Source organism: Vibrio sp. Vb1026, from assembly GCF_033338745.1.
In the GTDB taxonomy this organism is placed as follows: Bacteria; Pseudomonadota; Gammaproteobacteria; order Enterobacterales; family Vibrionaceae; genus Vibrio; species Vibrio alginolyticus.
The window spans coordinates 17110-40474 of the sequence record NZ_JAWOTH010000010.1 but is presented as its reverse complement, the minus strand read 5'-3'; the positions used below and the strand labels follow the sequence as shown (position 1 = coordinate 40474).

Sequence of the window (23365 nt, the reverse complement as noted above, 5' to 3'; positions counted from 1 at the left end):
ATGGCGGGTTATCAACCTAAAAAGCGAAAAATGACAGCGGAGATCAACGTTGTTCCGTATATCGACGTAATGCTCGTACTGTTGATCATTTTTATGGCGACCGCTCCATTTGTGACTCAAGGCGTCGACGTTGATCTTCCGAAAACATCGACTGCAGAATCTATGCAAGACCTTGCTGGCGAGACTGACAGTAGCTTTATTATCATCGAAATTGATAGCGAGGGTAATTTAGGCCTAAGCGTCAATGATGAAGAAGTTCAGCGAGGTTTGTCGTTGCAAGATGTTATTGTGCGAGTGAAAGCGGAGCGAGAGGTTAAGCCGGATTCACCAGTTGCGGTAGGTGGCGACGCGGCAACACCATATGCCGATGTTGTTCTATTGCTGGATGAACTAAGTCGAGCTGGTATCCCTAAGGTAGGTCTAATGACCGATATCAGGGAATAGACATCAATTATCTATGAAAGATCACAAGAAGAAACCCAACCAATACACCAAACCGATAGCAATATCGGTTGGTTTGCATGCAATTCTAGTTGCAGCCCTGCTTTGGGGGACGGACTTCAATATGTCTAAACCAGAGCCTACAGGGCAAATGGTTCAAGCTGTTGTCATCGATCCAAAACTTGTGCAGCAACAAGCGAAAGAAATTCGCCAGCAACGCGAAAAGGCAGCGAAAAAAGAACAAGAGCGTCTTGATAAACTGAGACGCGAAGCAGAGCAGCTAGAAAAAAACCGCAAAGCTGAAGAAGAGCAAATTCGCAAGTTGAAAGAGCAGCAAGCGAAAGATGCTCAAGCGGCGCGAGAAGCAGAAGCTGCACGTAAGAAAAAAGAGCAAGAGCGCAAGCAGGAAGAAGAACGTGTTCGCAAAGAAAAAGAGCGAGCTGCTAAGCTAGAAAAAGAGCGCAAGGAAAAAGAAGAAGCCGTGCGTAAAGCTGAGCAGGAGCGTTTAGCAAAAGAAGCGGCTATAGCAAAAGCTGAGCAAGAACGTTTGGCTCGTGAAAAAGCAGCAAAAGAAGCGGAAGAAAAAGCACGTCGTGAGCGTGAAGCTGCTGAAAAAGCTGAACAAGAGCGCATTGCAAAAGAGAAAGCGGCAAAAGAGGCAGCGGAGCGAGAGCGTAAAGCGAGAGAAGCAGCTGAGCGTGCCGAGCGTGAGCGTAAAGCTCAAGAAGCCGCGTTAGATGATATTTTTGCGGGTCTCGAGGATGAGGTCAGTAAAAACAGTGCTGCGCGCAATCAATTTATTGACGACGAACTTTCTCGTATGTCATCCATCTATACTCAAAATATTCAGCAAAAGCTGATTAAGGATGACTACTTGCTGGGAAAGGAGTGTAGGGTAAACATCAAATTGATTCCGACAGGAACTGATATGATGGTCTCTGGTGTTACCGTTTTGAGTGGCGATACTCGAGTATGTGCTGCGGCGAAGCGAGCAATAGCTCAGGTAGGGACGTTCCCTAAATCTTCAGAATCAGCGGTCAATGAAAGACTAAAAGACATCAACATAACTGTTGCTTTGGACTAAAAGGAATAAGACGTGATTAGACGCCTTTTACTAGGAATGTTTGTACTGTTTAGCAGTATGACAAATGTGGCGAATGCCGCATTAGAGTTGGTCATTACCGATGGTATTGATTCAGCACGACCAATTGCTGTTGTTCCGTTTAAGTGGGAGGGCACACAAGCGCTTCCAACGGATGTTTCTGCTGTTATCGCCTCGGATTTACAACGTAGTGGTAAATTCAGCCCAGTTCCAACGAGCAAAATGCCACAAACACCGTTCAGTGAATCAGAAGTTAATTTTGATGCTTGGACCAATTTAGGTGTGGATGCGCTATTGACTGGTTCAATCAAGCAAAACGACCAAGGTGACTACGTTATCAACTATCAACTTGTTGATATTGTGCGTGGTCAGTTAACAGGTGGGAAGAGTAAGGCGCTTGGTAGTGACGGTGAATTGGTTCTGTCAAAAGATCATGTGCTGTTCAATAAAGTAGCCACTGTTCAAGGGCCTCGTATGCGTGAGTACGCTCACCGTATCTCTGATTTGGTGTATGAACAGTTAACTGGCGACCGTGGCGCTTTCATGACTCGTATCGCATATGTGGTAGTGAACGATAAAGACCGTTTCCCTTACCAACTTCGAGTCGCTGATTACGATGGCTACAATGAGCGTCTGGTTTTACGCTCTAAGCAACCATTAATGTCACCAGCGTGGTCACCCGATGGTAAAAAGCTTGCATATGTTAGCTTCCAAAATGGCCAAGCAGAAATCTTCATCATGAACATCTACACCGGTGAACGTGAGAAAATTACTTCATACCCACGTCACAATGGTGCGCCAAGATTTTCGCCAGATGGCAATAAGTTAGCGATTGTTCTTTCTAAAACAGGCTCGCTTCATGTTTATACGTTTGACCTTAACACTCGTAAGCTGACGCAAATTACGCGTGGCAGATCAAATAATACGGAACCGTTCTGGCATCCGGATGGAAAATCGTTGATTTTCACATCGGATAGGGGTGGTAAACCACAGATTTATCAAGTAAATTTGGGCAGCGGTTCTATTGACCGTTTGACTTGGCAAGGCAGCCAAAATTTGGGTGGTCAGATTACTCCTGATGGGCGATTCCTAGTTATGGTGAACCGCAGCAACGCAGGATTTAATTTGGCGAAACAAGATTTGGAAACTGGTGCTCTTCAAGTCTTAACTAAGACCTTGCTTGATGAGTCTCCTAGTATTGCCCCAAACGGTGGCATGGTTGTGTATAGCTCGATTTACAACAAGAAAAACGTACTATCGATGGTGTCAATTGATGGTCGATTCAAAGCTAGATTACCGGCAACAAATGGGCGTGTTCGAGCGCCTGCATGGTCACCGTTTTTGTAGTAATAAGTTTGATTAATAAAGGAAAATAAGATGCAACTGAACAAGGTTCTAAAAGGGCTACTAATCGCGCTTCCTGTAATGGCTGTTACAGCGTGTAGTTCAAGCGACGACGCTGCTTCTAACACTGGTGCAGCAACAAACAACAATGGCGCAGTGGAAACAACAGTAGCTACGCCAATTGATCAAAGCGGTCAGTTGACAGAGCAAGAGCTAAAAGAGCAAGCGCTACGTGAAACTCAAACAATCTACTTTGCTTTTGACAACTCAACAATTGCAGCAGATTACGAAGAGATGCTAGCGGCTCACGCTTCTTACCTAAGCAAGAACCCAGCACTTAACGTAACTATCGAAGGTCACGCTGATGAGCGCGGTACGCCTGAGTACAACATTGCTCTAGGTGAGCGTCGTGCGCAAGCAGTAGCGAACTACCTACAAGCACTAGGTGTTCAAGCTGACCAAATCTCAATCGTTAGCTACGGTGAAGAGAAGCCACTTCTTCTAGGTCAATCAGATGAAGTTTACGCTAAGAACCGTCGCGCGGTTCTAGTATACTAATTCGAGGTAATCCTCATGTTCAGTAACACTAAGCGCGCTGTTGCGCTTACGTTACTGGCAAGTGCAGCGAACTTTGCGTTCGCTGCACCAGCTCCAGTATCCGATCTCAACAGCACATCATCCGTCTCTAAGAGCCGTTCATCTGAAACGGAAGTAGAGCGTCTAGAACGTTTGCTACAAAATCGCAATCGCGTTCAGCTCCAAATGCAACAGCAAATTGACCAAATGTCACAAGAGATCAGTGAATTGCGTGGTCAATTAGAGCGAAATAGCTACGAAATGAAACAAATGTTGCAACGTCAACGTGAGTTGTTTGTCGAGCTAGATCGTGTTCGTGGAGAGATAAAATCCACACCTGCACAAGAAGCACAACCTGTGAAAACAGGTGGCCAGTACACTCCAAATGTTGATGAGCAAACGGCATATCAGAATGCAGTTGACCTCATTCTCAAAAAGCGTGATTACACTGGCGCAATTGCAGCGTTCCAGCAGTTCCAGAAAGATTATCCTGATTCTACATATTCAGCGAATTCTCACTACTGGTTAGGTCAGTTGTACTTCGCTAAAAAGCAGGATGAGGATGCAGTGAAAAGTTTTGCCGCTGTGGTGTCTTATAAAGACTCCAATAAGCGAGCTGATGCGTTGCTTAAGTTAGGCGAAATCGCTGAGCGTAATAGCAATGCAGCTCAAGCGAAAAAGTACTACCAACAAGTGGTTGATGAATACCCAGGTAGTGCATCTGCAAAACTTGCCAGCTCTAAGCTGTAAGACGTTATGTTTTGAAAAGGAAGCCTCGGCTTCCTTTTTCTTTTCCATTTTCTGTTGGTGCAGAACGGCTAAGTCGATAGCAATGATGCAGAGCCTCTGACCTTGTGTTGCACCGAATTTCGCTACTCGGAAATGCTACCTGTAACAAAGATATACGGCTAGACCGCTAGAAATCCCCGCGACAAGTTGGTTTTTGAAAATTAACGAGGTTACAATACTCGGATTAAAGGAAGTTGCGTAGAGCATGAGCAATGAGCCATATATTAGATAAAATCGACACTGTTTACCCATTCCCACCGAAACCAGTTCCATTAAGCGAAGAAGAAAAAGCATCTTACATTGAGCGTATTAAAAAGTTACTCAAAGAAAAAGATGCGGTACTTATCGCGCACTATTATACCGACCCTGAGATTCAAGCCCTAGCTGAAGACACTGGCGGGTTTGTTGGTGACTCGTTGGAAATGGCGAAGTTTGGTAATCGTCACCCTGCAAGTACATTGATTATTGGTGGTGTTCGCTTTATGGGCGAGTCGGCCAAAATTCTGACACCAGAAAAGCGCATTCTAATGCCAACGTTGGAAGCGGAATGTTCGCTTGACCTTGGCTGTCCTGCGGATAAGTTCAGCGAGTTTTGTGATGCTCACCCTGATCATACGGTTGTAGTTTACGCAAATACTTCAGCAGCGGTTAAAGCCCGTGCCGACTGGGTCGTTACATCGAGCATTGCGCTTGAAATCGTGGAACACTTAGACGCTGAAGATAAGCCAATTATTTGGGGACCAGACCGTCACCTAGGATCGTACATCGCTAACAAAACTGGCGCAGATATGCTGCTTTGGCAGGGTGAGTGTGTGGTCCATGATGAGTTCTCTGCTGATGCGCTACGAAAAATGAAGAGCGTGTATCCAGATGCGGCTATTTTGGTTCACCCTGAGTCACCAGCAAGCGTCGTAGAACTTGCCGATGCCGTTGGATCAACGAGTCAGCTGATCAAAGCAGCGAAAGAGCTTCCTCACAAACAAATGATCGTTGCGACAGACAAAGGCATTTTCTTTAAAATGCAGCAACTTGTGCCAGAGAAAGAACTTATCGAAGCGCCAACCGCAGGTGCAGGCGCAACATGTCGCAGCTGTGCACACTGTCCTTGGATGGCAATGAACGGTTTGAAAGCAATTGAGAAAGCGCTTAGTGAAGGTGGTGAAGAGCACGAAATTTTTGTTGATGAAGCGCTACGTGTGAAATCACTTATCCCACTGAACCGCATGCTAGATTTTGCTGAGCAGCTAAATATGCAAGTGAAAGGTAATGCTTAAAAAGTAGGCGTAACTGAAAGTAAATCTCAAAAACCAGCCGAATATGGCTGGTTTTTTTGTGTCTTACTATCAATGAGTTACTATTGATGCAATCAATGAATATCGAGGTCATAAATTTATGGCGGTGTGGTTAGTAGTTAAAAAGTGGCTTAGTTCCCACCTTTTTAAATTGAGCAACCGAAGCCTTCTCATCTTTAGTGGCTTATATGTGAGCCTTTCATGGTGGCTGCTGGTTCTCGCTGGTGAAACAGCATTAACAGACAGTTTCGCTAACTTTATCTATTACCTCATGGTTACGGCGAGTACGGTGGGTTATGGCGACCATTCTCCAGTAACAGATATGGGTAAATGGGTTGTCGTACTATTTGTAATCCCCGGCGGTTTGAGCTTATTCGCCGCATTATTGGGGCGTGTCGCTGGAGCAGCGATGGACTATTGGCGAGCGGGTATTTTAGGAAAACGGAGAGTAAGAGTGGAAAACCATATTGTATTGTTGGGCTGGAATGGATCGAGAACGATGCACCTTATTCGCATGTTACAACATGAAGAAGAGGGAAAGCGCCCGATTGTTTTATGCAGCCGTTCAGAAATAGAGAACCCGTTACCTGGCGAAATCAGTTTTATCAAAGTGACCAGTTATACCGATTCGCAAGAGATGAAAAACGCCAATATTGCCGAAGCCGCTTGCATTATTGTGGATAATCTCTCGGACGACATTACCTTGTCAGCCGCTCTATACTGCGCATCTGTAAACCCTTCCGCTCATTTGGTCGCTTACTTTAAAGATGAAGCGCTAGGCCGACTTCTAAGTCAGCATTGCCCGAAAGCGGAATGCATACCTGCTGTTGGCGCAGAAATGTTGGCAAAAGCGGCGGTTGACCCGGGCTCAAGTGCGCTTCATCAGGAGCTTTTGGCTTCAACACGAGGTATGACGCAATACTCAGTTATTTATCCTGAGGGGCAGTCTGCCACCACTATTGAGAATCTCTTCGTTTTTCTCAAAAGACGCCATCATGCCACGCTGATTGCTTTTGATATTGGCGATGGTATTCAACTCAACCCAGATTTAGATGCTGAAGTACCCGCGAGTACCAAGCTGTTTTACATTGCAGATGAACGTATTGAAGATTTTGCCTGGAAAGAAATGAACAAGGAACAATAATGCACATGATTGCCGGCCTGTTAGCAGGCTTCCCAAACTTTTTACTCTATTTCTCTGTTTCTATTATTTTTGTATTGGCGTTTAAGTTCATCTACGTCAAGTTGACGCCATACGATGAGTGGCATCTGATTAAAGAAAAACAAAATACAGCAGCAGCGATTGCGCTAAGTGGGGCTTTCCTTGGTTACTGTCTCGCGATTTCGGGGGCGGCAAAAAACTCGGTCAATATCGTCGATTTTATGGTGTGGGGCGTTGTTGCAATGCTTGCTCAAATTATCGCATTTGCAATTGTACGCTTTATTTTACTTCCGAAAGTGGCAGAGCGTATCGAAAAAGATGAACTGCCAGCCGGTATCGTATTAGCAGCAGTTTCTGTTTCGGTTGGCGTATTGAATGCCGCGTGCATGACCTACTAGGAGGAACGATGAAGCGGAGTTCTAACGTTAAACGTTCTTCCATGGACAAAAGCTTAAAGCTTGGGAAAATTCTTCCCTTTGCTGCCTTTGGTGGTATTTTCTTCTTTGCTACGTACGAGTCAAAAACAGAAGGGTACATTTTTTCTGATGCCGATGAGTGTAAATCTAACTCGCCTGAGTTTAGTGAACAGTGTGACATTGCATACCAAGAAGCTTTAGCTCGTGCCGAACAAAATGCCCCTCGCTACCGCAGCGAGTTCGAATGCGAGAATGATTTCTACGAGGATGATTGTTACTACAGTTCCAGTTCCCGAGCTTATGTACCTAACTTTGGCGGTTTTTTTTACAGTCGCTCATTAAGCGGGTTGAAAGGTTATAACAAGAGCTATTACTCAGAGCCGATGTACCGTTATAAATCCAAATTCTATAATGGAGCAGGACAATTCTTTGGCTCCTACCGAAATCAGCCGACCAAAGTTGCGACGAATAGCCTTAATAAACGTGGTGGCGGCACCATTGGCAGGGCGATGTCTCGAGGCGGGTTTGGTAAAGCGGTGTCGGTCAGTCGAGGCGGTTAAAAAGAACTATGTTTCGACGAGAAATACAAGAGCGCGAAAACTGGCGTGAATTAGCACGCCAGTTTGGTTTTGGTTTCCATACCATGTATGACCAACCGTATTGGGATGAGAGTGCTTACTATCAATTCACGCTGGAGCAAATTGAGCGCGATATAGAAGCGCCCACTGAAGAGCTGCATCAGATGTGCCTGGCTATTGTGGATGAAGTCGTTCGGAGTGAGCGGTTGCTGACGCAATGTGCGATCCCTGAATCTATGTGGGAGCAGGTCGCTTCTTCATGGAGACGAAGCGAACCTTCGCTTTATTCGCGGCTGGATTTCGCGTACAACGGGACCTCGCCTGCAAAATTACTGGAAAACAATGCGGATACGCCAACCAGCTTGTTTGAAACTGGCTTTTGGCAGTGGGTGTGGCTAGAAGATGTTGTAAATAAAGGTCGAGTTCACCAGAGCGCGGATCAATTCAATATTCTTCAAGACTTTTTGATCGAGCGCTTTGCCGAAATAGCAAAATACCAACCAGGACAAACACTTCACTTTAGCTGCTGCAAGTACACTGAAGAAGATAAAGGGACTGTCCAGTATTTAGAGGATTGCGCGCGAGAGGCAGGGTTAGCAACGGCATTCGTGCATGTCGAAGATATTGGAGTGACGGAAGATGGTCTGTTTGTGGATGCTGACGACAGAGCGATTCGTTGGATGTTTAAGCTTTACCCTTGGGAGTTTATGTTTGAAGAGGAATATGCGAAGTACTTAGCGACTGCGAACGTAAACTGGTTAGAACCGATGTGGAAGTCGATTCTATCCAATAAAGCACTTTTACCGTTATTGTGGGAGCGCTTTCCTAATCACCCGAACCTTTTGCCCGCTTATTTTGCTAACGATTCAAAAGCGAACACTATGAGAGATTGTGTCATCAAGCCACTATTTTCTCGAGAGGGCGCGAACATCGAGATCGTCATCGATGGAAAACGTTTTGTTAAAACGTCAGGGCCTTATGAATCTAAATTCAATATCGTCCAGCAATACCATCCACTACCTAAGTTTGGGCAAAACCATACGTTAATTGGAAGTTGGTTGGTCAATGATAGAGCTGCCGGTATTTCGATTAGGGAAGACAGTAGCTTAGTGACTCAAGATATGGCGCGGTATATTCCACATGTAATTTTAACATGATCAAAAAAGCTCTCCATTTGGAGAGCTTTTTGTCTATTCAGCCGTTCAATCTTGATGGTCGACAGCGTTGCGTCTATTGTTCTTCAGCTAATGCAACACCGCGCTGGGTAAGACCACATAACATCACTGGCATTGCATTGAAGATTTCCTCAAACTGCTCTAAGCCTTCCATACCTTGTTCGGCCAATGTTTCAATGGTCGTTTCTGGGTCGTAAAGCATAGTAAGAGAAAGTAAAACACCACCGAGTAGGGCATTATCTTCGCTATCCTCAGGCATCAACGTTTCCCAGTCATCACGCGCAAGTTGCCAGCCTTGTAATACACCTTCACAGAAATCGCGAGCCTGACTTGTTACAATGTCTTGCTCATCTAGCGCGCACCCTGCAGGCCACTGCCAAGTGCCTTCTAGGAGAGCGGGACGAGTTTGGTTCCACATTTGTACAATCTCGTCAATGTATTGCTCTAGTTGCTCACCGTCAGTAAATGGCGCTGTTTCTTCTCCACCCCATAAGAATGGCAACCACTCTTGAGGCATTAATACGTTTGGCGCTGCAGCCATCGCTGTTACAAAGCCTTGAGTTTTTGCTAGGTTTAGTAGTTTACCGTCAAGTTCTGGGAGAGAAAGGATGTCTTGTAGTTTCAAAATAGAATACCATTTGTTAATGGGCTGGTTGATTGCGCTCATCTTACCAATCAATTAGTGATAAATCGATATTAGGGAATGATTCACACATCTATGGAAATTCGCTCATCACTTAGAAAAAAAAGCATTCTCGCCCTAACACTTTACCTGTGCTTCTTTATCGCCACTATCGGTTCTGTCGCCTATTTGGTTGTTGAGCCACCGGTTAGACAAAAGCTAGAGCAAAACCTAGAGTTACGTACCCAACTCCTGGCTCTTGAGATCAAAGAGCCCCTCCTCAGTTCTACAGGTGTATTGAGCGGCTTAGTAGGGCTAGCCCAAGGGACTGAAAATATTCAATCTCTCAACACAATAATTCCACATATTCTTCAATTGAGTGACAAGATGCTTGTTAGTGGTGGCGTATGGCCTAAACCCGAACTCAAAGCAGAACAATGGAGATATAAAAGTCTATTCTTCAATAAAAACAGTGATAGTGGTATTGACCAAATTCACTCCTACAATAACCCCGAATCTGGCGGTTATGATAATGAACCCTGGTATGTCGCTGCCGCCGATGCTCCGGTAGGTTCTGTTAGTTGGTCTACGGTTTACATCGATACTTTTACTCAGGTCCAGATGATTACCGCGTCTTCTCCGTACTACCAAAACGGTCGATTCGCTGGAGTTGTAACGGTAGACCTATCACTTGATGCACTTTTTCAGTTTATTCGAGAGCACACGAACCAGCATTCTTTAGGGGTAGTGGTTCGCGATGCTGACTCAAACGTGATTATTGAGCACAACTTTCAACTGACGGACGAAATTTATGTCAGCGAGCTTGATTTCGGAGAGTTCGATTGGCGCATGGAAGTTGTCAACGCAAAAGCTAAAGTCGCTGATCAAGTGTTTGAACAAGTGATGAGCGTTGAGGGGAGGATCATTCCATTTTTGCTCTTGTGTGTCTTGGTCGGTTACTACTTACTGAATCGCTATATTGTTGAACCAATTGTTCGCATTGCCGCTAAGATTGATGACTCGAAAACTGGTGGGATCATAGATATTGACTACGATAGCGATGACGAAATCGGACAGCTTATCGAGAAGTTCAATGAAAAGACGATCTATTTAGAGCAGGAGAGAATAAAAGCTCAGGCTTCGACAAACGCTAAAACGGCATTCTTAGCCACATTGTCCCACGAGATTCGCACACCAATGAACGGTGTACTAGGAACTGCCCAGATACTGTTAAAAACACCACTTACCGATGAGCAGCGTAAGCACCTGAGAACACTTTATGATTCAGGTGATCACATGATGACATTACTCAATGAGATTTTAGATTACTCAAAAATTGAACAAGGGCATGTTGAGTTTGAAAATAAGCCTTTCCCAATTGAGTCGATTATCGGCAGTATCAAGAGTGTTTATCAAACTCTATGTGCAGAAAAAGGTCTTCGCTTTAGAGTCGTCTCGCATTTACCAACGGGTCGTTGGTACAACAATGACAAAGCCCGTTTGCGTCAAGTACTGTTCAATCTACTCAATAACGCTGTTAAGTTCACCGATCGTGGCATCGTAGAGGTAGAGCTAGCCGAGAAATCGAGTAAGGCAGGCACCAAGCTGATACTAAAGGTAAAAGATACAGGAATTGGTATTTCAAAAGAGGCACAAAAACGCATTTTTCGTCCTTTTGAGCAAGCGGAGTCATCAACGACTAGACGGTTTGGTGGTACAGGGCTTGGTTTAGCAATAGTCAAAGAAATCGCGGAACATATGGGTGGGCAAGTGGTTGTAGAGAGTCAGGAGGACGCTGGAACGACTTTTACTGTCGAAATTGCCCTTACACCTTGCAAGCCAGGTAAAGTAGAGTCAATCAATACACATAAATTGAACTGTAAAGGGTTGAAAGCACTCATTGTTGAAGACAACCGAACAAATGCGATCATTATGGAAACTTTCCTCCGAGCCAAGGGCTTTGAGTGCACAAGTGTCGAAAATGGTCAGCTTGCAGTCGATGAGGTTGCGATCAAACCATTTGATTTGATACTGATGGATAATCATATGCCTGTTCTAGATGGCGTTGGGGCCATATCAGCCATTCGAGCAATGAGTTCACCTGCTAAGTCGGTACTGATTTTTGGCTGTACAGCGGATGTGTTCAAAGAAACACAAGAGCGTATGATTAATGTAGGAGCAGATCACATAATAGCGAAACCAATAGTGGAGTCTGAATTAAATGATGCACTGTATCTTCATGCGACACAGTTATATCAGTACCAATCGGACTTTGATGGAAATGCAGCAGATAGCTTTAATGCTGAAAAGTGGTTACTCAACTTCTATGTCGCTCTAGATAATGGACATCTTAATGAAGCACTTGAGGCTATTTCAGCGATCATTGCGGAGGCTCCCCTTGAACTCAGTGGCGACGTTTCTTCAGTCGCCGAACGGATAAGAAGTAACTTAAAGCGTCAGCAATCCCCAGACCAAGATGATATCGATACATTAACGATTTTGCTGGCCTCACCATAATTTAATCAATATGGCGCAACTGTGAATTGTTCTTACTATTCATACGTCATCCAGCTTCGTGACAAACTCTTCTAACCCGCAATGAACAGGCTTGCAGTTTTACTTTTACGAGTAAAACAGCAAGACCTTCTACTGTGATTATATCGGTAATACTCTGAATTTTCGCAGCTTGGTAGCATAAGCTATAGGAGTGACTGTTTTCGGTCCGAGTTTTGTTCTAACTTTACGTCAAAATAATTATCGTAACCCCTTTTTATGTAAGTGAAATCCGTGTTTTTGTACCATTTTTACGTGATTTTAGGCGTTTTTACTCGCCATTGGTGAAAAAAACTACTTTTACTTTAAAAGTTGGTTATAAATTTACAACTTAATTTTAAATACAGAACCATAAGCTAGTTTTTGTGTGCTCTAATTGCATCATTAACTGGCTTGATGTCTTTTTAGTGGTTAATAGTTTTATTATTCTTATTAATTGCAGTGTTTGATTTTAAGGGTTTTGTAAATGAAGTCTCGTGGACCATTTTGTATTCGTCACGCCGCAGCGGATACCTTTGCTATGGTTGTTTTTTGCTTTATCACAGGGATGATTGTCGAGATTTTGATTTCAGGGATGACATTTGAGCAATCTCTAGCATCGCGTACGCTATCGATTCCAGTGAATATCGCTATTGCTTGGCCGTATGGGGCTTTTCGTGATTGGGTGCTGCATCAAGGTAGTAAGGTGTCACCGTCTTCCTTTATGAAAAACATCTCTGATCTGGTCGCTTATGTACTATTTCAATCTCCAGTTTATGCGGGTATCTTATTCGCGGTTGGCGCGTCTACAGATCAAATTGTGACCGCAGTGGCAAGTAACGCTGTTATTTCTTGTGGCATGGGTGTGTTGTATGGGTACTTCTTGGATATGTGCCGCCGTTGGTTCCGTGTTCCCGGTTATTCTCAAAGCATGTAAATGCCCCAGTTTTGCTCAATTTAGTTACTTAGTGAGCAATCGATTCGAAAAGGGTGCTTTTTTTTATGTTTAGCCTTGACCATCAGGCACATAATCATTAAATTAGCGCCTCGTTAGCCAATAATGCTAACCAAAATTTGATGCGGTGAGTTGTCCGAGTGGCTGAAGGAGCACGCCTGGAAAGTGTGTATACGGCAACGTATCGAGAGTTCGAATCTCTCACTCACCGCCACATTCTATAAGCCCTTGTAGTGTAAGAACTTCTTATAATACAGGGGTTTGGTGTTTTAATGTAAGCTGCCTACTGGTACAAAGAGTAGGTACAATGTCGAACATCATGGCAAGTCCTTATAAGCATCCTAAAACTGGTGTTTACTACCTTAGAATGGCTGTCCCCAAAAAGCTGGTTCCTATAATCGGTAAGACAGTCTTCAAGAAATCTCTTCAAACGAAAAACCTTTCTGAAGCTAAACCACGATTTACTGAGTGTCTATTCGATGCGCAGAAGCAGATCGCCGTTGCTCAGTTAAAACTATCTAATTCATCCAATGTCGAACTCAATGTTAGAGACTGTGCAATCATCGCAGAGCGTTGGTATGAACACGTAAAGAATGAAGTTGATACCTCTGGTAACTACGATCTTTTCCTAAAAAGGGATGTAGATGCGGAAGGCACAGTCCGTGAATTTGGCTTGTCTGATACTTTGTCCATATGTGGCAACGAGGTTGATACTGCTACTCCTGACCAGCTTCAAGAGCTAGCAGATGAACTAAAAGAGTTTATTGTTGCTCAACTAGATAGAGAGGGTTTAGTTGTCTCTTCTCACAGTGAGTCTTTCCGTCAATTAGCAGTAGCTTTCTATCACTACATTCATCGCATCGAAGCGCTATGTAGAGCACGTTACAACCGTGACTATGGCTACGAAGCAGTATCTAATCCTATTGCAGACAAACCTCTGTCAGTTAACGCTTTAGCTAACAAACACCAGCCTAAACGCAAAAAGGCATCTCAATACTCTATATCTAATGTGTTTAAGAGGTATCACCAGTCTGAAACTCTTAAGGACAAAGACGCTAAAGCATTGTATGAGGCAGGCCTTCAGATTGAGCGTCTAATCGAAGTTATCGGAGATCTGGATGTTACTGAAGTAACTCGTGCGCATATCGTTGAGTTTCGAGATACATTGCTTCAGTTACCTAAGTCTAAAATTGCAAGTATCAGGAATAGACCTCTTCTAGAGCAAATTGAACTTGTAAAGATACAAGGTCTAGAGACTTTAAGTGCTACTACGGTGAAGAACTGTCTACGCAAGACCTCTGTTGTGTTTAGCTATGCCGTTGAACTAGGCATCATCGACTCTAATCCACACGTAGGTGTGCGTGTTGCCACAGCGGAGAAGAAAACTGAAGCTAATGAGGGAAAAGGCTACACTGACTCAGAAATGCGTCGACTGTTCCAAGCTGACGTATTTAATGATGTTAATGCTCGTAAACCTTATGGTATGGCTTGTTATTGGGTTCCTTTGTTGTGCAGATATACAGGTGCACGCCTAGAGGAGATGTCTCAACTACATAAGTCAGATGTATCCCAATCAGACTCAGGCATACATTACCTCAATATCCGTCGAGGTGAGGGGCAAAGCGTTAAGAATAACTCTTCACTGAGACACGTACCTATCCCTGCTCATCTGATAGAACTAGGTTTCTTAGATTATGTTGCGGAGTCAGGCGGCTTCTTGTTCCCAGAGCTTAAAGAGAACAAATACGGCAAGAAATCAGCGGCACTCAGTAAGTGGTGGGGTCAAACAGTCAGGTCTCTAGGTATACACACAACCCAACCGGCTCATGCGTTTAGGCATACTTTCAAGACGGCTCTGCGCAGACTGGGTATTGCTGACACTGTTAGTGACGCTATTACTGGTCATACTCCAGCGGGTGTAGGCGGTTCATATGGTACGGTTGAGTTGGAGACGAAAAAAGAAGCTATCGACCGTCTCCCTCGTTTAGCTTTAAGCAGGCTATAAGAACATTACTTAGTTAGAGTTTACATGTGCTATTGTTTAAACATCTTTTCTGAAAGGTTTTTGTTTAAGTTGTTGTTTTTAAAATATTAAATTTATATCTTTAAGTTTAAATACTCCTATAGTGACCACCTAGAGGTCTCAGCGGTCACGAGTGACCACCCTAGCGTTTTCTCAAAGATAGCCACCAGCTTGGGGATACCGCTAAGATCTCTCTGTGGGTTTTCTGATGTAAGTGCTAGGTTTTCACCGTGGCTTTTTCTTCGAATTTCTCGTATTCATTAACGTCACCATCACCGTACTTTAGAATGACTTCGTTTTCATCCCAACTACGCTTTACGACAATTCCTAAAGCTCTTTTATCTAAAGTATTTAATGCCTTTCTAAAGGCCATAGGGTTTCTTTGGATTAAATCCTTGAGGGACTCTTTCTGATAACTTATTTCATTGAGTTCTAGTTCTTCTTCAGATAAAGCAGCCTCAAACCTATTACCTTTATAAGCTTTTGATAATCTGCTGATAATTGGAAATCCATCCTTATCGAAATCGTCAGGCATTACCTCAAATCTCTTTAATAGCTTTTTTCTAAGCTTTTCTGCCGCCTTTTGATAATCACTCGACCACTCTTTCACATTAGGTAAACCAACCTCGATACAGGCTTTCTGAGCGTTCAAAATATGTAATCCTTGGGTTTCACTGCAATCAAATAACTTAGCGGTTTCGCGCTTTGAAAGTAGTTCTAGGTTTTCCCCCTGCATCAAAGACTGCTTAAACTTGTTTTGCCATATCTCAGACTGATCTAAGGCTGTACCGTGTTCCACGTTCTTAGTAAGAGAATCTAAATAAGCCTCTGCTTCTGTATAGCCTCGATAAATTTTTACGGGGACTAAAAGGTTTTGGCTTGGGTTGTCTTTAAGGAACTTGTGGCATGCCTCTGTGCGGTGGAAACCGCTCACTACATACAACTCACCGTAAATATCATAGGCTTCTATTGGTTCCCTAATGCCATTACCGTTCTCTAAACTGGTAAGAATGTTTCTGAGTTGCCTTTGTCTACTGTTTTCTGAAGCTGCTCTGTCTGCTCTTTTAGCTATTAACTGTGTTTGTCTGCTTTGAAATCTTTCATCGAGAACAAGCTGTCTAGGGTCAATTTGCTCTAAAGTGCACTGTTTCATCATCGTTTACTGCTGGTATAACTCTATCTTGTGGTTGGTTAGTATGATTGAACCTCACAAACACTCTACCTCTTGATAATTGTGGGTAGGGGGGCGTTAGCTTCCGAGTTTGTTCCTACTTCGATTGCATCGCCCCCTGACGTTTACACAAAATGTGATTTACAAAAGTTCATTTTTTTAAGAGAGACGACCATACCAGTTGCCTACATGTGTTCGGATTACGGGTAGACCATCTTTTGCCGCTTTCTTTGCGTTTTTCACTGAACAGACAAACCATGCTTTGACTTCAGGTATGCGGTGGTAGTTGTCTATCTCGTTAAGTTCAACTTCTGGTAGGATAAAATCTTCAACTAATGTAGTTTGTTCCATGTTGTTATACCTTTGTAATTTTACTTTTGTGGAATAGCAGAGTAAGCAAGCATGTGAACTCTCTCGTTTAGAGGATGACCATTGTGTGCTTTTACCCACTCCCAAGAAACATTCATTGATTCGTTCAGTTCGTCCAATTTTTGCCATAAGTCTGCGTTAAGGACGGGTTTTCTGTCACTCCTACGCCAACCATTACGCTTCCAGCTACGTATCCATGTAGTAATGCCATTTTTTACATACTGGCTGTCTGTGTGGACTGTTATAGGGTTGTTCGGATATTTCTTATATATAACCTCTAACGCTTTAATTGCTGCCGTTAGTTCCATTCTGTTGCTGGTGGTCTTTCTTTCATGTCCAGAGCGTTCTAGTTTTTTGTCTGCTCTGGTTAGTATGAATGCCCAGCCGCCTATGCATTTCTGCGTAATACATGAACCGTCTGTGTAGGCGTTAATTACTTCTTTAGCGTTGCTAGTTACTGTTGTTTCCATTTTTCTCCTTACTCTTCTTTGATTCTGCGTAGAGGCGCTTAACCGTTGATTGAGAGATGTTAAGCTTCTCTGCGGTTTTGGATATGGACAATCCTTCATTCCTTAGCTTTGCCACTTTATCTGCACTTGCTTTGGCAGGACGACCAATAGTTTTGCCTTCAGCCCTTGCTCTTGCTTGACCCTCAATTGTTCGTTCTCTAATACGATCTTTTTCAAACTCAGCAAAAGCTAAAAACATTTTCAACATTAACTGACCTTCAGGGCTGTTTAGGTCGTTATGTGGTAAATCTAAACAGTGGATATTGATACCTTTGTCCATCAAAAGCTTGATCGTTTGTTGTACATCTATGTTGTCACGTCCCAAGCGGTCTAGCTTTAAGACCACCAGCGTGTCACCTGCAACAAGCTTGTGCTCAATAAGAATCCTGAAGCCTTTACGTTCCAAAGCACAAACACCACCTGATACAACATCTTCAACTACAAAAGCTTCGTTGACTTCATATCCTCTGTCTTTGAAGGCTTGTATTTGGTTCGCTGTTGTCTGCTCTGTTGTAGAGACTCGACAATAGAAATAAGTCCTCGTACTCATTAGCCCTCGCATACCACTCTGAAAAAGTAGTATGGATTTTATGAGCCTAGGTCAAAATGTCAAGGGGGTACTTATGAGACGTTTTTGTCTCATACTATGCGGGTAGGTTCGAAAACGAATGGTTTTGAGCTGATTAGGGAAGTTCTTAGTTCTACTAGCCTACTTGAACGAAAAGGTATAACTAATCGTTTTGATTGAACGATAATTAACTGATAAGAACACATTATATGCAAAGTGCGTTTGCATTTTGTTATGTTTGTGTGTATCGTATTCATGTGGGTGCACTACGCCCATTTGCAGTTTTCGTTTTAAGTGTGCGTAACGTTGATGTAGAAAATCGATGCTCTATTTTAGAGCGAACTTACATATTAGTAAGTTCATGACCGGACTGCTGGGACTTTAAATGCCTTCATCCCGTGAGCTCGCGTAGCTCCCAAAATGTTTGCTTTTAAAGAGACGGTTGTCTGGCGTTGAAAAGAGAAGTCGGCTCACTGGCTATTTATACGTATTTCTACAAGATTCCTTCTATTGGTCTGGCGAATGGTTTTCATTAGCAAACAATAAGGAGGTCTAAATGAAATCTTACTTCAAACTACGTTACAGCAAATCACCAGAAAACACAGAGCTCTCTGTTGAGTTAAATAGAGATGATACTGATAAGCAAGATAGCCCGAGCCCAAGCTTGTATGTAAGAATCGTTAGATATTGCTCTGGTTTGGTTATTAGTCTGGTAGTTTTTGTTTTCAAGTTTTTCTTGTGGAACAACAATTTGCCGTTTAATTGATAACTGACTTCTCTTTTTTCACCTTTTTGATTGAATTGTTTTATGGATAAACCCTTATATACATGTAAGCCAATTGCTTCAATCGGGTTGTTAGCTAAAACACTTGGTGTTCATCCCAACCATTTAGTCGATGTAGCAAATAAAGTTGATACTTCATATACATCATTTGAGTTAGCTCCACACCCTAAAACAGGTAAAGTGCGTACTGTCTTAGAGGCCAAAAAAAACCTTAAGCGAATTCAAAAGCGAATCAACTCTCGTATCTTCTCTAATGTTAAGTTTCCTGCATATTTACAAGGTGGGTTAAAGTCTGATGAATCAACTCAAAGGGATTATATCGAAAATGCGCGGTTGCATAGTCACTGTCGTACACTAATTCAGTTAGATGTTAGAAATTTCTATCCGAACATTAAACCAATTTATGTTGAACCAGTATTCAAACAGTTATTTAGGTTTAATGATGAAGTAAGTCAAATTCTAACTCAGTTGACAACGTATAAAAACTCTGTTCCTCAAGGCGGTTGTACTTCCAGCTATATCGCAAATCTTTTATTTTTCAATAGCGAGTATCATTTAGTTTCGAAATTGCGTGGACAAGGGCTACAATACTCCAGGTTATTAGATGATATTACTATTTCATCTCAAGAAGAACTCTCAAAACAAAAATGTGAAGAAGTAATTAAACTAGTAGCAGGGATGTTGACTAAGTATGGTCTCAAACTTAAAGGCTCTAAAACTCAAAAAGAGTATAGGTCTAACAGAAATGCAAACCTTGAAGTAACAGGAGTCTGGGTTAAACATAGAGCCCCTAAAGTTCGTAAAGAGGAAAGACGTTATGTTAGACAGTTAGTTTATGTTTGCGAGCAAAAAGCAAAAGTCTCCAAGACTACCCAAGAATATCATGAACACTGGAATCGTACCTCCGGATTGGTTGCTAAATTAGAAAGGTTAGAGCACGGACAAGCAAAAAAATATCGTGAGAGATTAAGAGCTATTTTACCGATATATTCTGAATCCACTGCAAATCAAGTATTAAAATCAGTTAATGCTGCTTTGAAAGTCCCTAAAACCTCTCATAAAGATCTAGGTCGTGTTAATCGATTGAATAAAATTTATTACCAGCTAAGTATATTGTCTAGGACTAAAAGGTATGAAGCTAAGAAAGCAAGAAGACAGTTAAAAAAGTACTACTCATCTTCTCCAACTAAACAAGAAATATGGGAAATATAATGCCAATAGATAAAGGATATATAAATGCCTATATTGAGCATAAAGGGTTCGGTTTTATACGGCGTGAAAAAGGGAGAGATGTACTTTTTACGATAGATGTTTTAGAAGATAAATATGATACAAATAATTTACAACTAAAACCAGAAGTCGAATTTGACTATGAAGCCACTGACAAAGGGCCAAGAGCTACTGCTGTTAGGTTTGTATATGAATCATAGAGATTAGCCAGTCGTTAAAGCATTCGTGGTCGTAGCAGCGCTGGCTTACGAATTTCTTTTTAGTCATGAAATGATAGTACAAAAAACTGGTACAAACTCTCAAAGTTCGGTATAGTTAACTTATTGATTTTAATTGCTTTAATCTTGGCAGCTTGCAATCGAGAGTTCGAATCTCTCACTCACCGCCACATTCTAAAAGGTCTGATTTATCAGGCCTTTTTTTGTATCTACACTAAACTAATGCGTCATTGAAAGTACACAAGAGTGCTCAAGGTGCAAACGCCATTCTATCTACAAGCCAACTGTTCATATCTCACCTCGATACAACGCCAAAATTGAAGAAGCTATACAGAGGCAGCCATAATCTGATTGGTGCGGGTTAGCCCATCCGCTTTAATCTAGAATTTAGCACCCATATCACATGAGGTATGAATACGGCCACAAGAATGAACGTATTGCTACTAGATGCTAAGTAAAACAGTCATGAACACGAATACAACAGCAATCATACCAAAGAGATCTGTGTTTGGATTGAGGTCATCAGGGTTAAATTTTTCAATGCTTTGCGTCGTTTTGCATCTTATCTTCATGTTCTTGTCCTTATTTCATGTACGATTTCAACAGCAACATAACATGCAATTGAGTGTTCACAAGTCATAAAAAGGATAAGTATACTTGCACCTCATTGAGCGCAAAAAATACTCAAAACGTTTTAAAGTGGCGGTCTACCTTTTGTAACATCAAGTGTTCTTTCTGTTTTTGTGCCTGTATCGCTATAGTTGAGAAACGGTTATCTCGTTCTAGTTAGGAACAAACTACTGGCTGCCGCTACATTCTCTCAGCGTTCCCACTCAGTCGCCTTGGGTAGATACTTTAGTCGTTGAGTACTGCAAAAAAAACGCCGCATGAGCAGCGGCGCTTTGTTGAGGAATTCCCTTTCCTACTTGTAGCTAAGTTCTGTCGCTTTGCCTTTGAAGATCCGGTATACCACAAAGGTGTAAAGCAATATCACCGGCATAACAATCATCACACCGTAGCCCACGATTATTAATGTCGCAGGTGAGGAGGCCGCTTGTTGTGCGGTCATCAACCCCGGCACAACTTCTGGGAAGAAGCTATACGCAAGACCGAGAAAGCTCAACGCGAAAATGACGGTGACACCAAAGAAAGGCCAACGCACACCCAGATCATTCACCATTGGAACCTGACGCAAATAGCGATCAACTAGGAAGATGGTTGCCAATACAATTAACGGAACTGGGGCAAGCAACAAGATTTCTGGGAAGCTGAACCAACGCAAGGCAACTTGTTGATTTACAATTGGGTTTACAACGCTAACCACCAAGATTCCTAAGGCCGCTAACCAACCAGCACGGCGAGACCAACGGGCCGAGCGTATTTGCAAATCACCTTCCGTTTTTAGTACTAACCATGCGCCACCGATGTAAACGTACGCCGCTGCTACACAAAGTGCGCTTAACCAAGCAAAGCCAAATGCTTCGGTTGATTGTTCAAATCCCATGATGTAACGACCCACCATGTAACCCTGAGTTAGTGCGGTGATTAGCGAGCCAATTCTGAAGCACCAATCCCAATGAGGTTTATGATCCGAGTTGGCTTTGGCTCGGAAATCGAACGCCACGCCACGCATTATCAGTGCGATAAGCATGATGGCGGTCGGCATGTAAAGTTCCGTCAAAATCAAGCTATGAGCGGTAGGAAAGGCAATCAGCAGAATACCGACGGCTAACACCAACCACGTTTCATTCGCGTCCCAGAAAGGGCCGATAGAGGCTATCATTCGGTCACGTTGCGCTTCATTATCACTTGGTAAAAGGATACCGACGCCAAGGTCGTAGCCGTCGAGCACGGCATACATAAAGACCGAGAAGCCAAGCAGCAGAAGATAAATTTCTGGTAGATAGTTGAGCATGATTAGGCCTCTTGTTGTGTCGGTGGGACTTCATGGGCTGCAACGTCTTTGCGCGCCAAATAGAATAGGGTATGGATGTACGCAACCAGCAATGCAGCATAAATGGCTAAGTACATAATGAGCGAAGTCATCACGCTACTGCTCGCAACCGTGGTGACGGCTTCGGATGTTCGCAATACACCGCTGACCAACCAAGGTTGTCGACCAATCTCAGTAACATACCAACCCGCCAGTGTGGCTATCCAACCAGAGAACGTCATGGCTAATACTGTGTATAGGTAAGGTTTAGGTAGCGATTTTTTGCGTGTTAGCTTCACCGCGCCATACCAGCTAACTAGCAGCATAAGGACACCTACACCAACCATCACGCGGAAACCAAAGAACAAGGGTTTCACTGGCGGGTGGTCAGGCGCAAACTCGTTAAGTCCTTGGATTTCCCCGTCTAAGTCATGAGTAAGAATCAAACTCGCCAGCTTTGGGATGCCCACTTCAAAATCATTGCTGCGAGTTTCTTCATTTGGCATCGCAAATAGTAGAAGAGGTGCGCCTTGCTCGGTCTCCCACACACCTTCCATCGCTGCAATTTTTGCAGGTTGATGTTCAAGCGTGTTTAACCCGTGAAGGTCACCGACAAAGATTTGTACCGGGATGAATCCAGCTGCCGCGAACAGCGCGACTTTTAGGCCAAGTTTGGCTGAGCGATGATCTGGCTTTTTCATTATTTGATAAGCCGAGATACCCGCAATCAAGAAGCTGGCAGTCAGCGCCGATGCTAATAGCGTGTGTAGAAGACGGTACGGTAAAGAAGGATTGAAAATGACGTCTTTCCAACTGGTCACATGAACAATGCCGTCAATCACTTCATAGCCACTTGGTGTGTGCATCCAGCTGTTAAGCACCAGAATCCAAAATGCGGACATACTTGTCCCAACAGCAACCAGAACGGTGGCGAGAGTATGAACCCATTCCGGTACTCGTCCTCGTCCAAAAAGCATTACACCCAGGAAGGTGGCTTCCATAAAGAAGGCGGTCATCACTTCGTATCCGAGCAATGGTCCTGCGACGTTTCCGACTCGTTCCATAAAGCCTGGCCAGTTGGTACCAAACTGGAAACTCATCGTAATGCCGGATACCACACCTAAGGCGAAAGTAAGAGCGAATATCTTGACCCAGAAGTAATAAACATCGAGCCATACGGGGGCTTGTGTGCGGTTATATCGCCACTTGAAAAACACCAACATCCATGCCAACGCGATGGTGATGGTCGGGAAGAGAATGTGAAAGCTGATATTGGCCGCGAACTGGATCCGCGACAGCATGAGGGTATCTAACATCTTGGTTCCTCAAAAACGTGCCATACTAAAAATCGTGTCTATCTGTAATTTAGTTACGAAAAGTCGGGCAGTTTGGATTCATGTATCGAGAAATACAGGTGATTCTGTTTTCTTCTAACCATGATTTATATCAACTAAGACAAAGAAAGGAGTGTAGGAAATTGTCTCAAAATGCCACTAATAGTCGCGAGAAGTGAGTAAAAGAAAGCAAATGTAACTGAAGGAGCATGGATTAAGATTAGTTCGAATTATCCTTATGA

At 43.2% G+C, this 23365-nt stretch carries 23 protein-coding genes and 1 tRNA gene; 16 read left to right on the top strand and 8 right to left on the bottom strand.

What is annotated here, in order from left to right; all coding sequences use genetic code 11:
* The 10 genes from R7E47_RS15415 to R7E47_RS15370 all read left to right on the top strand — a co-directional run bounded on the left by R7E47_RS15415 (position 1) and on the right by R7E47_RS15370 (position 8857).
* Positions 1–444: an ExbD/TolR family protein gene (locus R7E47_RS15415; protein ID WP_005378298.1), complete on the top strand. Its 444-nt coding sequence runs from the start codon at positions 1–3 to the stop codon at positions 442–444.
* A gap of 13 nt (positions 445–457) precedes the next feature.
* The gene (tolA, locus tag R7E47_RS15410) at positions 458–1525 is read left to right on the top strand and encodes a cell envelope integrity protein TolA (protein WP_213872593.1); all 1068 of its coding nucleotides are present in this window, start codon (positions 458–460) and stop codon (positions 1523–1525) included.
* Positions 1526–1537: 12 nt separating this feature from the next.
* A complete protein-coding gene (tolB, locus tag R7E47_RS15405) occupies positions 1538–2890 on the top strand; it encodes a Tol-Pal system beta propeller repeat protein TolB (RefSeq protein WP_005387925.1) in 1353 nt (450 codons plus the stop codon).
* Between the two features lie 30 nt (positions 2891–2920).
* Entirely contained in the window at positions 2921–3445 is a 525-nt protein-coding gene (pal, locus tag R7E47_RS15400) for a peptidoglycan-associated lipoprotein Pal (protein WP_005378293.1), read from the top strand.
* A 15-nt stretch (positions 3446–3460) separates the two neighbouring features.
* Complete coding sequence (ybgF, locus tag R7E47_RS15395) at positions 3461–4213, top strand: tol-pal system protein YbgF (protein WP_205460886.1); 753 nt, start codon at positions 3461–3463, stop codon at positions 4211–4213.
* 251 nt (positions 4214–4464) lie between these two features.
* On the top strand, positions 4465–5526 hold the full coding sequence (nadA, locus tag R7E47_RS15390) for a quinolinate synthase NadA (RefSeq protein ID WP_017820046.1): 1062 nt from the start codon (positions 4465–4467) through the stop codon (positions 5524–5526).
* Positions 5527–5644: 118 nt separating this feature from the next.
* A complete protein-coding gene (locus R7E47_RS15385) occupies positions 5645–6688 on the top strand; it encodes a potassium channel protein (RefSeq protein WP_017820047.1) in 1044 nt (347 codons plus the stop codon).
* Positions 6688–7104 carry a DUF350 domain-containing protein gene (locus tag R7E47_RS15380; RefSeq protein ID WP_005378281.1) on the top strand — a complete coding sequence of 139 codons (417 nt, stop codon included), beginning with the start codon at positions 6688–6690 and terminating at the stop codon, positions 7102–7104. The genes R7E47_RS15385 and R7E47_RS15380 overlap by 1 nt, the downstream gene beginning before the upstream one ends.
* An 8-nt stretch (positions 7105–7112) precedes the next feature.
* The gene (locus R7E47_RS15375; RefSeq protein WP_025766906.1) at positions 7113–7682 is read left to right on the top strand and encodes a DUF1190 domain-containing protein; all 570 of its coding nucleotides are present in this window, start codon (positions 7113–7115) and stop codon (positions 7680–7682) included.
* Between the two features lie 8 nt (positions 7683–7690).
* Complete coding sequence (locus tag R7E47_RS15370) at positions 7691–8857, top strand: glutathionylspermidine synthase family protein (protein WP_054866291.1); 1167 nt, start codon at positions 7691–7693, stop codon at positions 8855–8857.
* A gap of 73 nt (positions 8858–8930) precedes the next feature.
* Here the strand turns inward: R7E47_RS15370 and R7E47_RS15365 are convergent, their stop codons facing one another.
* The gene (locus tag R7E47_RS15365) at positions 8931–9542 is read right to left on the bottom strand and encodes a YecA family protein (RefSeq protein ID WP_005378278.1); all 612 of its coding nucleotides are present in this window, start codon (positions 9540–9542) and stop codon (positions 8931–8933) included.
* 51 nt (positions 9543–9593) lie between these two features.
* Between R7E47_RS15365 and R7E47_RS15360 the strand changes: the two genes are divergently transcribed.
* The 4 genes from R7E47_RS15360 (at position 9594) to R7E47_RS15345 (ending at position 14989) form a co-directional block, all read left to right on the top strand.
* Positions 9594–12014 carry a hybrid sensor histidine kinase/response regulator gene (locus R7E47_RS15360; RefSeq protein WP_258483717.1) on the top strand — a complete coding sequence of 807 codons (2421 nt, stop codon included), beginning with the start codon at positions 9594–9596 and terminating at the stop codon, positions 12012–12014.
* A gap of 502 nt (positions 12015–12516) precedes the next feature.
* The gene (locus tag R7E47_RS15355) at positions 12517–12966 is read left to right on the top strand and encodes an L-alanine exporter AlaE (protein WP_318084593.1); all 450 of its coding nucleotides are present in this window, start codon (positions 12517–12519) and stop codon (positions 12964–12966) included.
* Positions 12967–13110: 144 nt separating this feature from the next.
* Positions 13111–13198: transfer RNA gene (locus R7E47_RS15350), tRNA-Ser, on the top strand.
* A gap of 93 nt (positions 13199–13291) precedes the next feature.
* Positions 13292–14989, top strand: a complete 1698-nt coding sequence (locus R7E47_RS15345; protein WP_318084591.1) for a site-specific integrase — start codon at positions 13292–13294, stop codon at positions 14987–14989.
* A 235-nt stretch (positions 14990–15224) separates the two neighbouring features.
* Here R7E47_RS15345 and R7E47_RS15340 read toward each other — a convergent pair whose 3' ends face one another.
* The 4 genes from R7E47_RS15340 to R7E47_RS15325 form a co-directional block, all read right to left on the bottom strand.
* Complete coding sequence (locus tag R7E47_RS15340) at positions 15225–16163, bottom strand: hypothetical protein (protein ID WP_005459809.1); 939 nt, start codon at positions 16161–16163, stop codon at positions 15225–15227.
* Between the two features lie 174 nt (positions 16164–16337).
* A complete protein-coding gene (locus R7E47_RS15335) occupies positions 16338–16529 on the bottom strand; it encodes a hypothetical protein (RefSeq protein ID WP_005459836.1) in 192 nt (63 codons plus the stop codon).
* 20 nt (positions 16530–16549) lie between these two features.
* Complete coding sequence (gene rnhA / locus R7E47_RS15330; protein ID WP_025592914.1) at positions 16550–17017, bottom strand: ribonuclease HI; 468 nt, start codon at positions 17015–17017, stop codon at positions 16550–16552.
* Positions 16998–17606 (bottom strand): recombinase family protein, encoded by a 609-nt coding sequence (locus tag R7E47_RS15325; RefSeq protein ID WP_005459841.1) that lies wholly within the window; start codon positions 17604–17606, stop codon positions 16998–17000. Before R7E47_RS15325 ends, rnhA begins: the two co-directional genes overlap by 20 nt.
* A gap of 826 nt (positions 17607–18432) precedes the next feature.
* Between R7E47_RS15325 and R7E47_RS15320 the strand changes: the two genes are divergently transcribed.
* Together R7E47_RS15320 and R7E47_RS15315 are read left to right on the top strand one after the other, a co-directional pair.
* Positions 18433–19620 (top strand): reverse transcriptase family protein, encoded by a 1188-nt coding sequence (locus R7E47_RS15320; protein WP_140199728.1) that lies wholly within the window; start codon positions 18433–18435, stop codon positions 19618–19620.
* Positions 19620–19838: a cold shock domain-containing protein gene (locus R7E47_RS15315; RefSeq protein WP_180700554.1), complete on the top strand. Its 219-nt coding sequence runs from the start codon at positions 19620–19622 to the stop codon at positions 19836–19838. The genes R7E47_RS15320 and R7E47_RS15315 overlap by 1 nt, the downstream gene beginning before the upstream one ends.
* A gap of 461 nt (positions 19839–20299) precedes the next feature.
* Here the strand turns inward: R7E47_RS15315 and R7E47_RS15310 are convergent, their stop codons facing one another.
* From R7E47_RS15310 to R7E47_RS15300, 3 genes are all read right to left on the bottom strand, one after another.
* Positions 20300–20428: a hypothetical protein gene (locus R7E47_RS15310; protein ID WP_257721534.1), complete on the bottom strand. Its 129-nt coding sequence runs from the start codon at positions 20426–20428 to the stop codon at positions 20300–20302.
* 350 nt (positions 20429–20778) lie between these two features.
* On the bottom strand, positions 20779–21771 hold the full coding sequence (locus R7E47_RS15305) for a cytochrome d ubiquinol oxidase subunit II (protein ID WP_033905058.1): 993 nt from the start codon (positions 21769–21771) through the stop codon (positions 20779–20781).
* A gap of 2 nt (positions 21772–21773) precedes the next feature.
* Complete coding sequence (locus R7E47_RS15300; protein WP_064368008.1) at positions 21774–23105, bottom strand: cytochrome ubiquinol oxidase subunit I; 1332 nt, start codon at positions 23103–23105, stop codon at positions 21774–21776.
* Positions 23106–23365 lie beyond the last annotated feature (260 nt).

Coding starts and splice junctions, on each gene's coding strand:
- R7E47_RS15415 (WP_005378298.1), top strand. CDS start 1: ATGGCGGGTTATCAACCTAAAAAGCGAAAAATGACAGCGGAGATCAAC.
- tolA (WP_213872593.1), top strand. CDS start 458: ATGAAAGATCACAAGAAGAAACCCAACCAATACACCAAACCGATAGCA.
- pal (WP_005378293.1), top strand. CDS start 2,921: ATGCAACTGAACAAGGTTCTAAAAGGGCTACTAATCGCGCTTCCTGTA.
- ybgF (WP_205460886.1), top strand. CDS start 3,461: ATGTTCAGTAACACTAAGCGCGCTGTTGCGCTTACGTTACTGGCAAGT.
- nadA (WP_017820046.1), top strand. CDS start 4,465: ATGAGCCATATATTAGATAAAATCGACACTGTTTACCCATTCCCACCG.
- R7E47_RS15385 (WP_017820047.1), top strand. CDS start 5,645: ATGGCGGTGTGGTTAGTAGTTAAAAAGTGGCTTAGTTCCCACCTTTTT.
- R7E47_RS15380 (WP_005378281.1), top strand. CDS start 6,688: ATGCACATGATTGCCGGCCTGTTAGCAGGCTTCCCAAACTTTTTACTC.
- R7E47_RS15375 (WP_025766906.1), top strand. CDS start 7,113: ATGAAGCGGAGTTCTAACGTTAAACGTTCTTCCATGGACAAAAGCTTA.
- R7E47_RS15370 (WP_054866291.1), top strand. CDS start 7,691: ATGTTTCGACGAGAAATACAAGAGCGCGAAAACTGGCGTGAATTAGCA.
- R7E47_RS15365 (WP_005378278.1), bottom strand. CDS start 9,542: ATGAGCGCAATCAACCAGCCCATTAACAAATGGTATTCTATTTTGAAA.
- R7E47_RS15360 (WP_258483717.1), top strand. CDS start 9,594: ATGGAAATTCGCTCATCACTTAGAAAAAAAAGCATTCTCGCCCTAACA.
- R7E47_RS15355 (WP_318084593.1), top strand. CDS start 12,517: ATGAAGTCTCGTGGACCATTTTGTATTCGTCACGCCGCAGCGGATACC.
- R7E47_RS15345 (WP_318084591.1), top strand. CDS start 13,292: ATGTCGAACATCATGGCAAGTCCTTATAAGCATCCTAAAACTGGTGTT.
- R7E47_RS15340 (WP_005459809.1), bottom strand. CDS start 16,163: ATGATGAAACAGTGCACTTTAGAGCAAATTGACCCTAGACAGCTTGTT.
- R7E47_RS15335 (WP_005459836.1), bottom strand. CDS start 16,529: ATGGAACAAACTACATTAGTTGAAGATTTTATCCTACCAGAAGTTGAA.
- rnhA (WP_025592914.1), bottom strand. CDS start 17,017: ATGGAAACAACAGTAACTAGCAACGCTAAAGAAGTAATTAACGCCTAC.
- R7E47_RS15325 (WP_005459841.1), bottom strand. CDS start 17,606: ATGAGTACGAGGACTTATTTCTATTGTCGAGTCTCTACAACAGAGCAG.
- R7E47_RS15320 (WP_140199728.1), top strand. CDS start 18,433: ATGGATAAACCCTTATATACATGTAAGCCAATTGCTTCAATCGGGTTG.
- R7E47_RS15315 (WP_180700554.1), top strand. CDS start 19,620: ATGCCAATAGATAAAGGATATATAAATGCCTATATTGAGCATAAAGGG.
- R7E47_RS15310 (WP_257721534.1), bottom strand. CDS start 20,428: ATGAAGATAAGATGCAAAACGACGCAAAGCATTGAAAAATTTAACCCT.
- R7E47_RS15305 (WP_033905058.1), bottom strand. CDS start 21,771: ATGCTCAACTATCTACCAGAAATTTATCTTCTGCTGCTTGGCTTCTCG.
- R7E47_RS15300 (WP_064368008.1), bottom strand. CDS start 23,105: ATGTTAGATACCCTCATGCTGTCGCGGATCCAGTTCGCGGCCAATATC.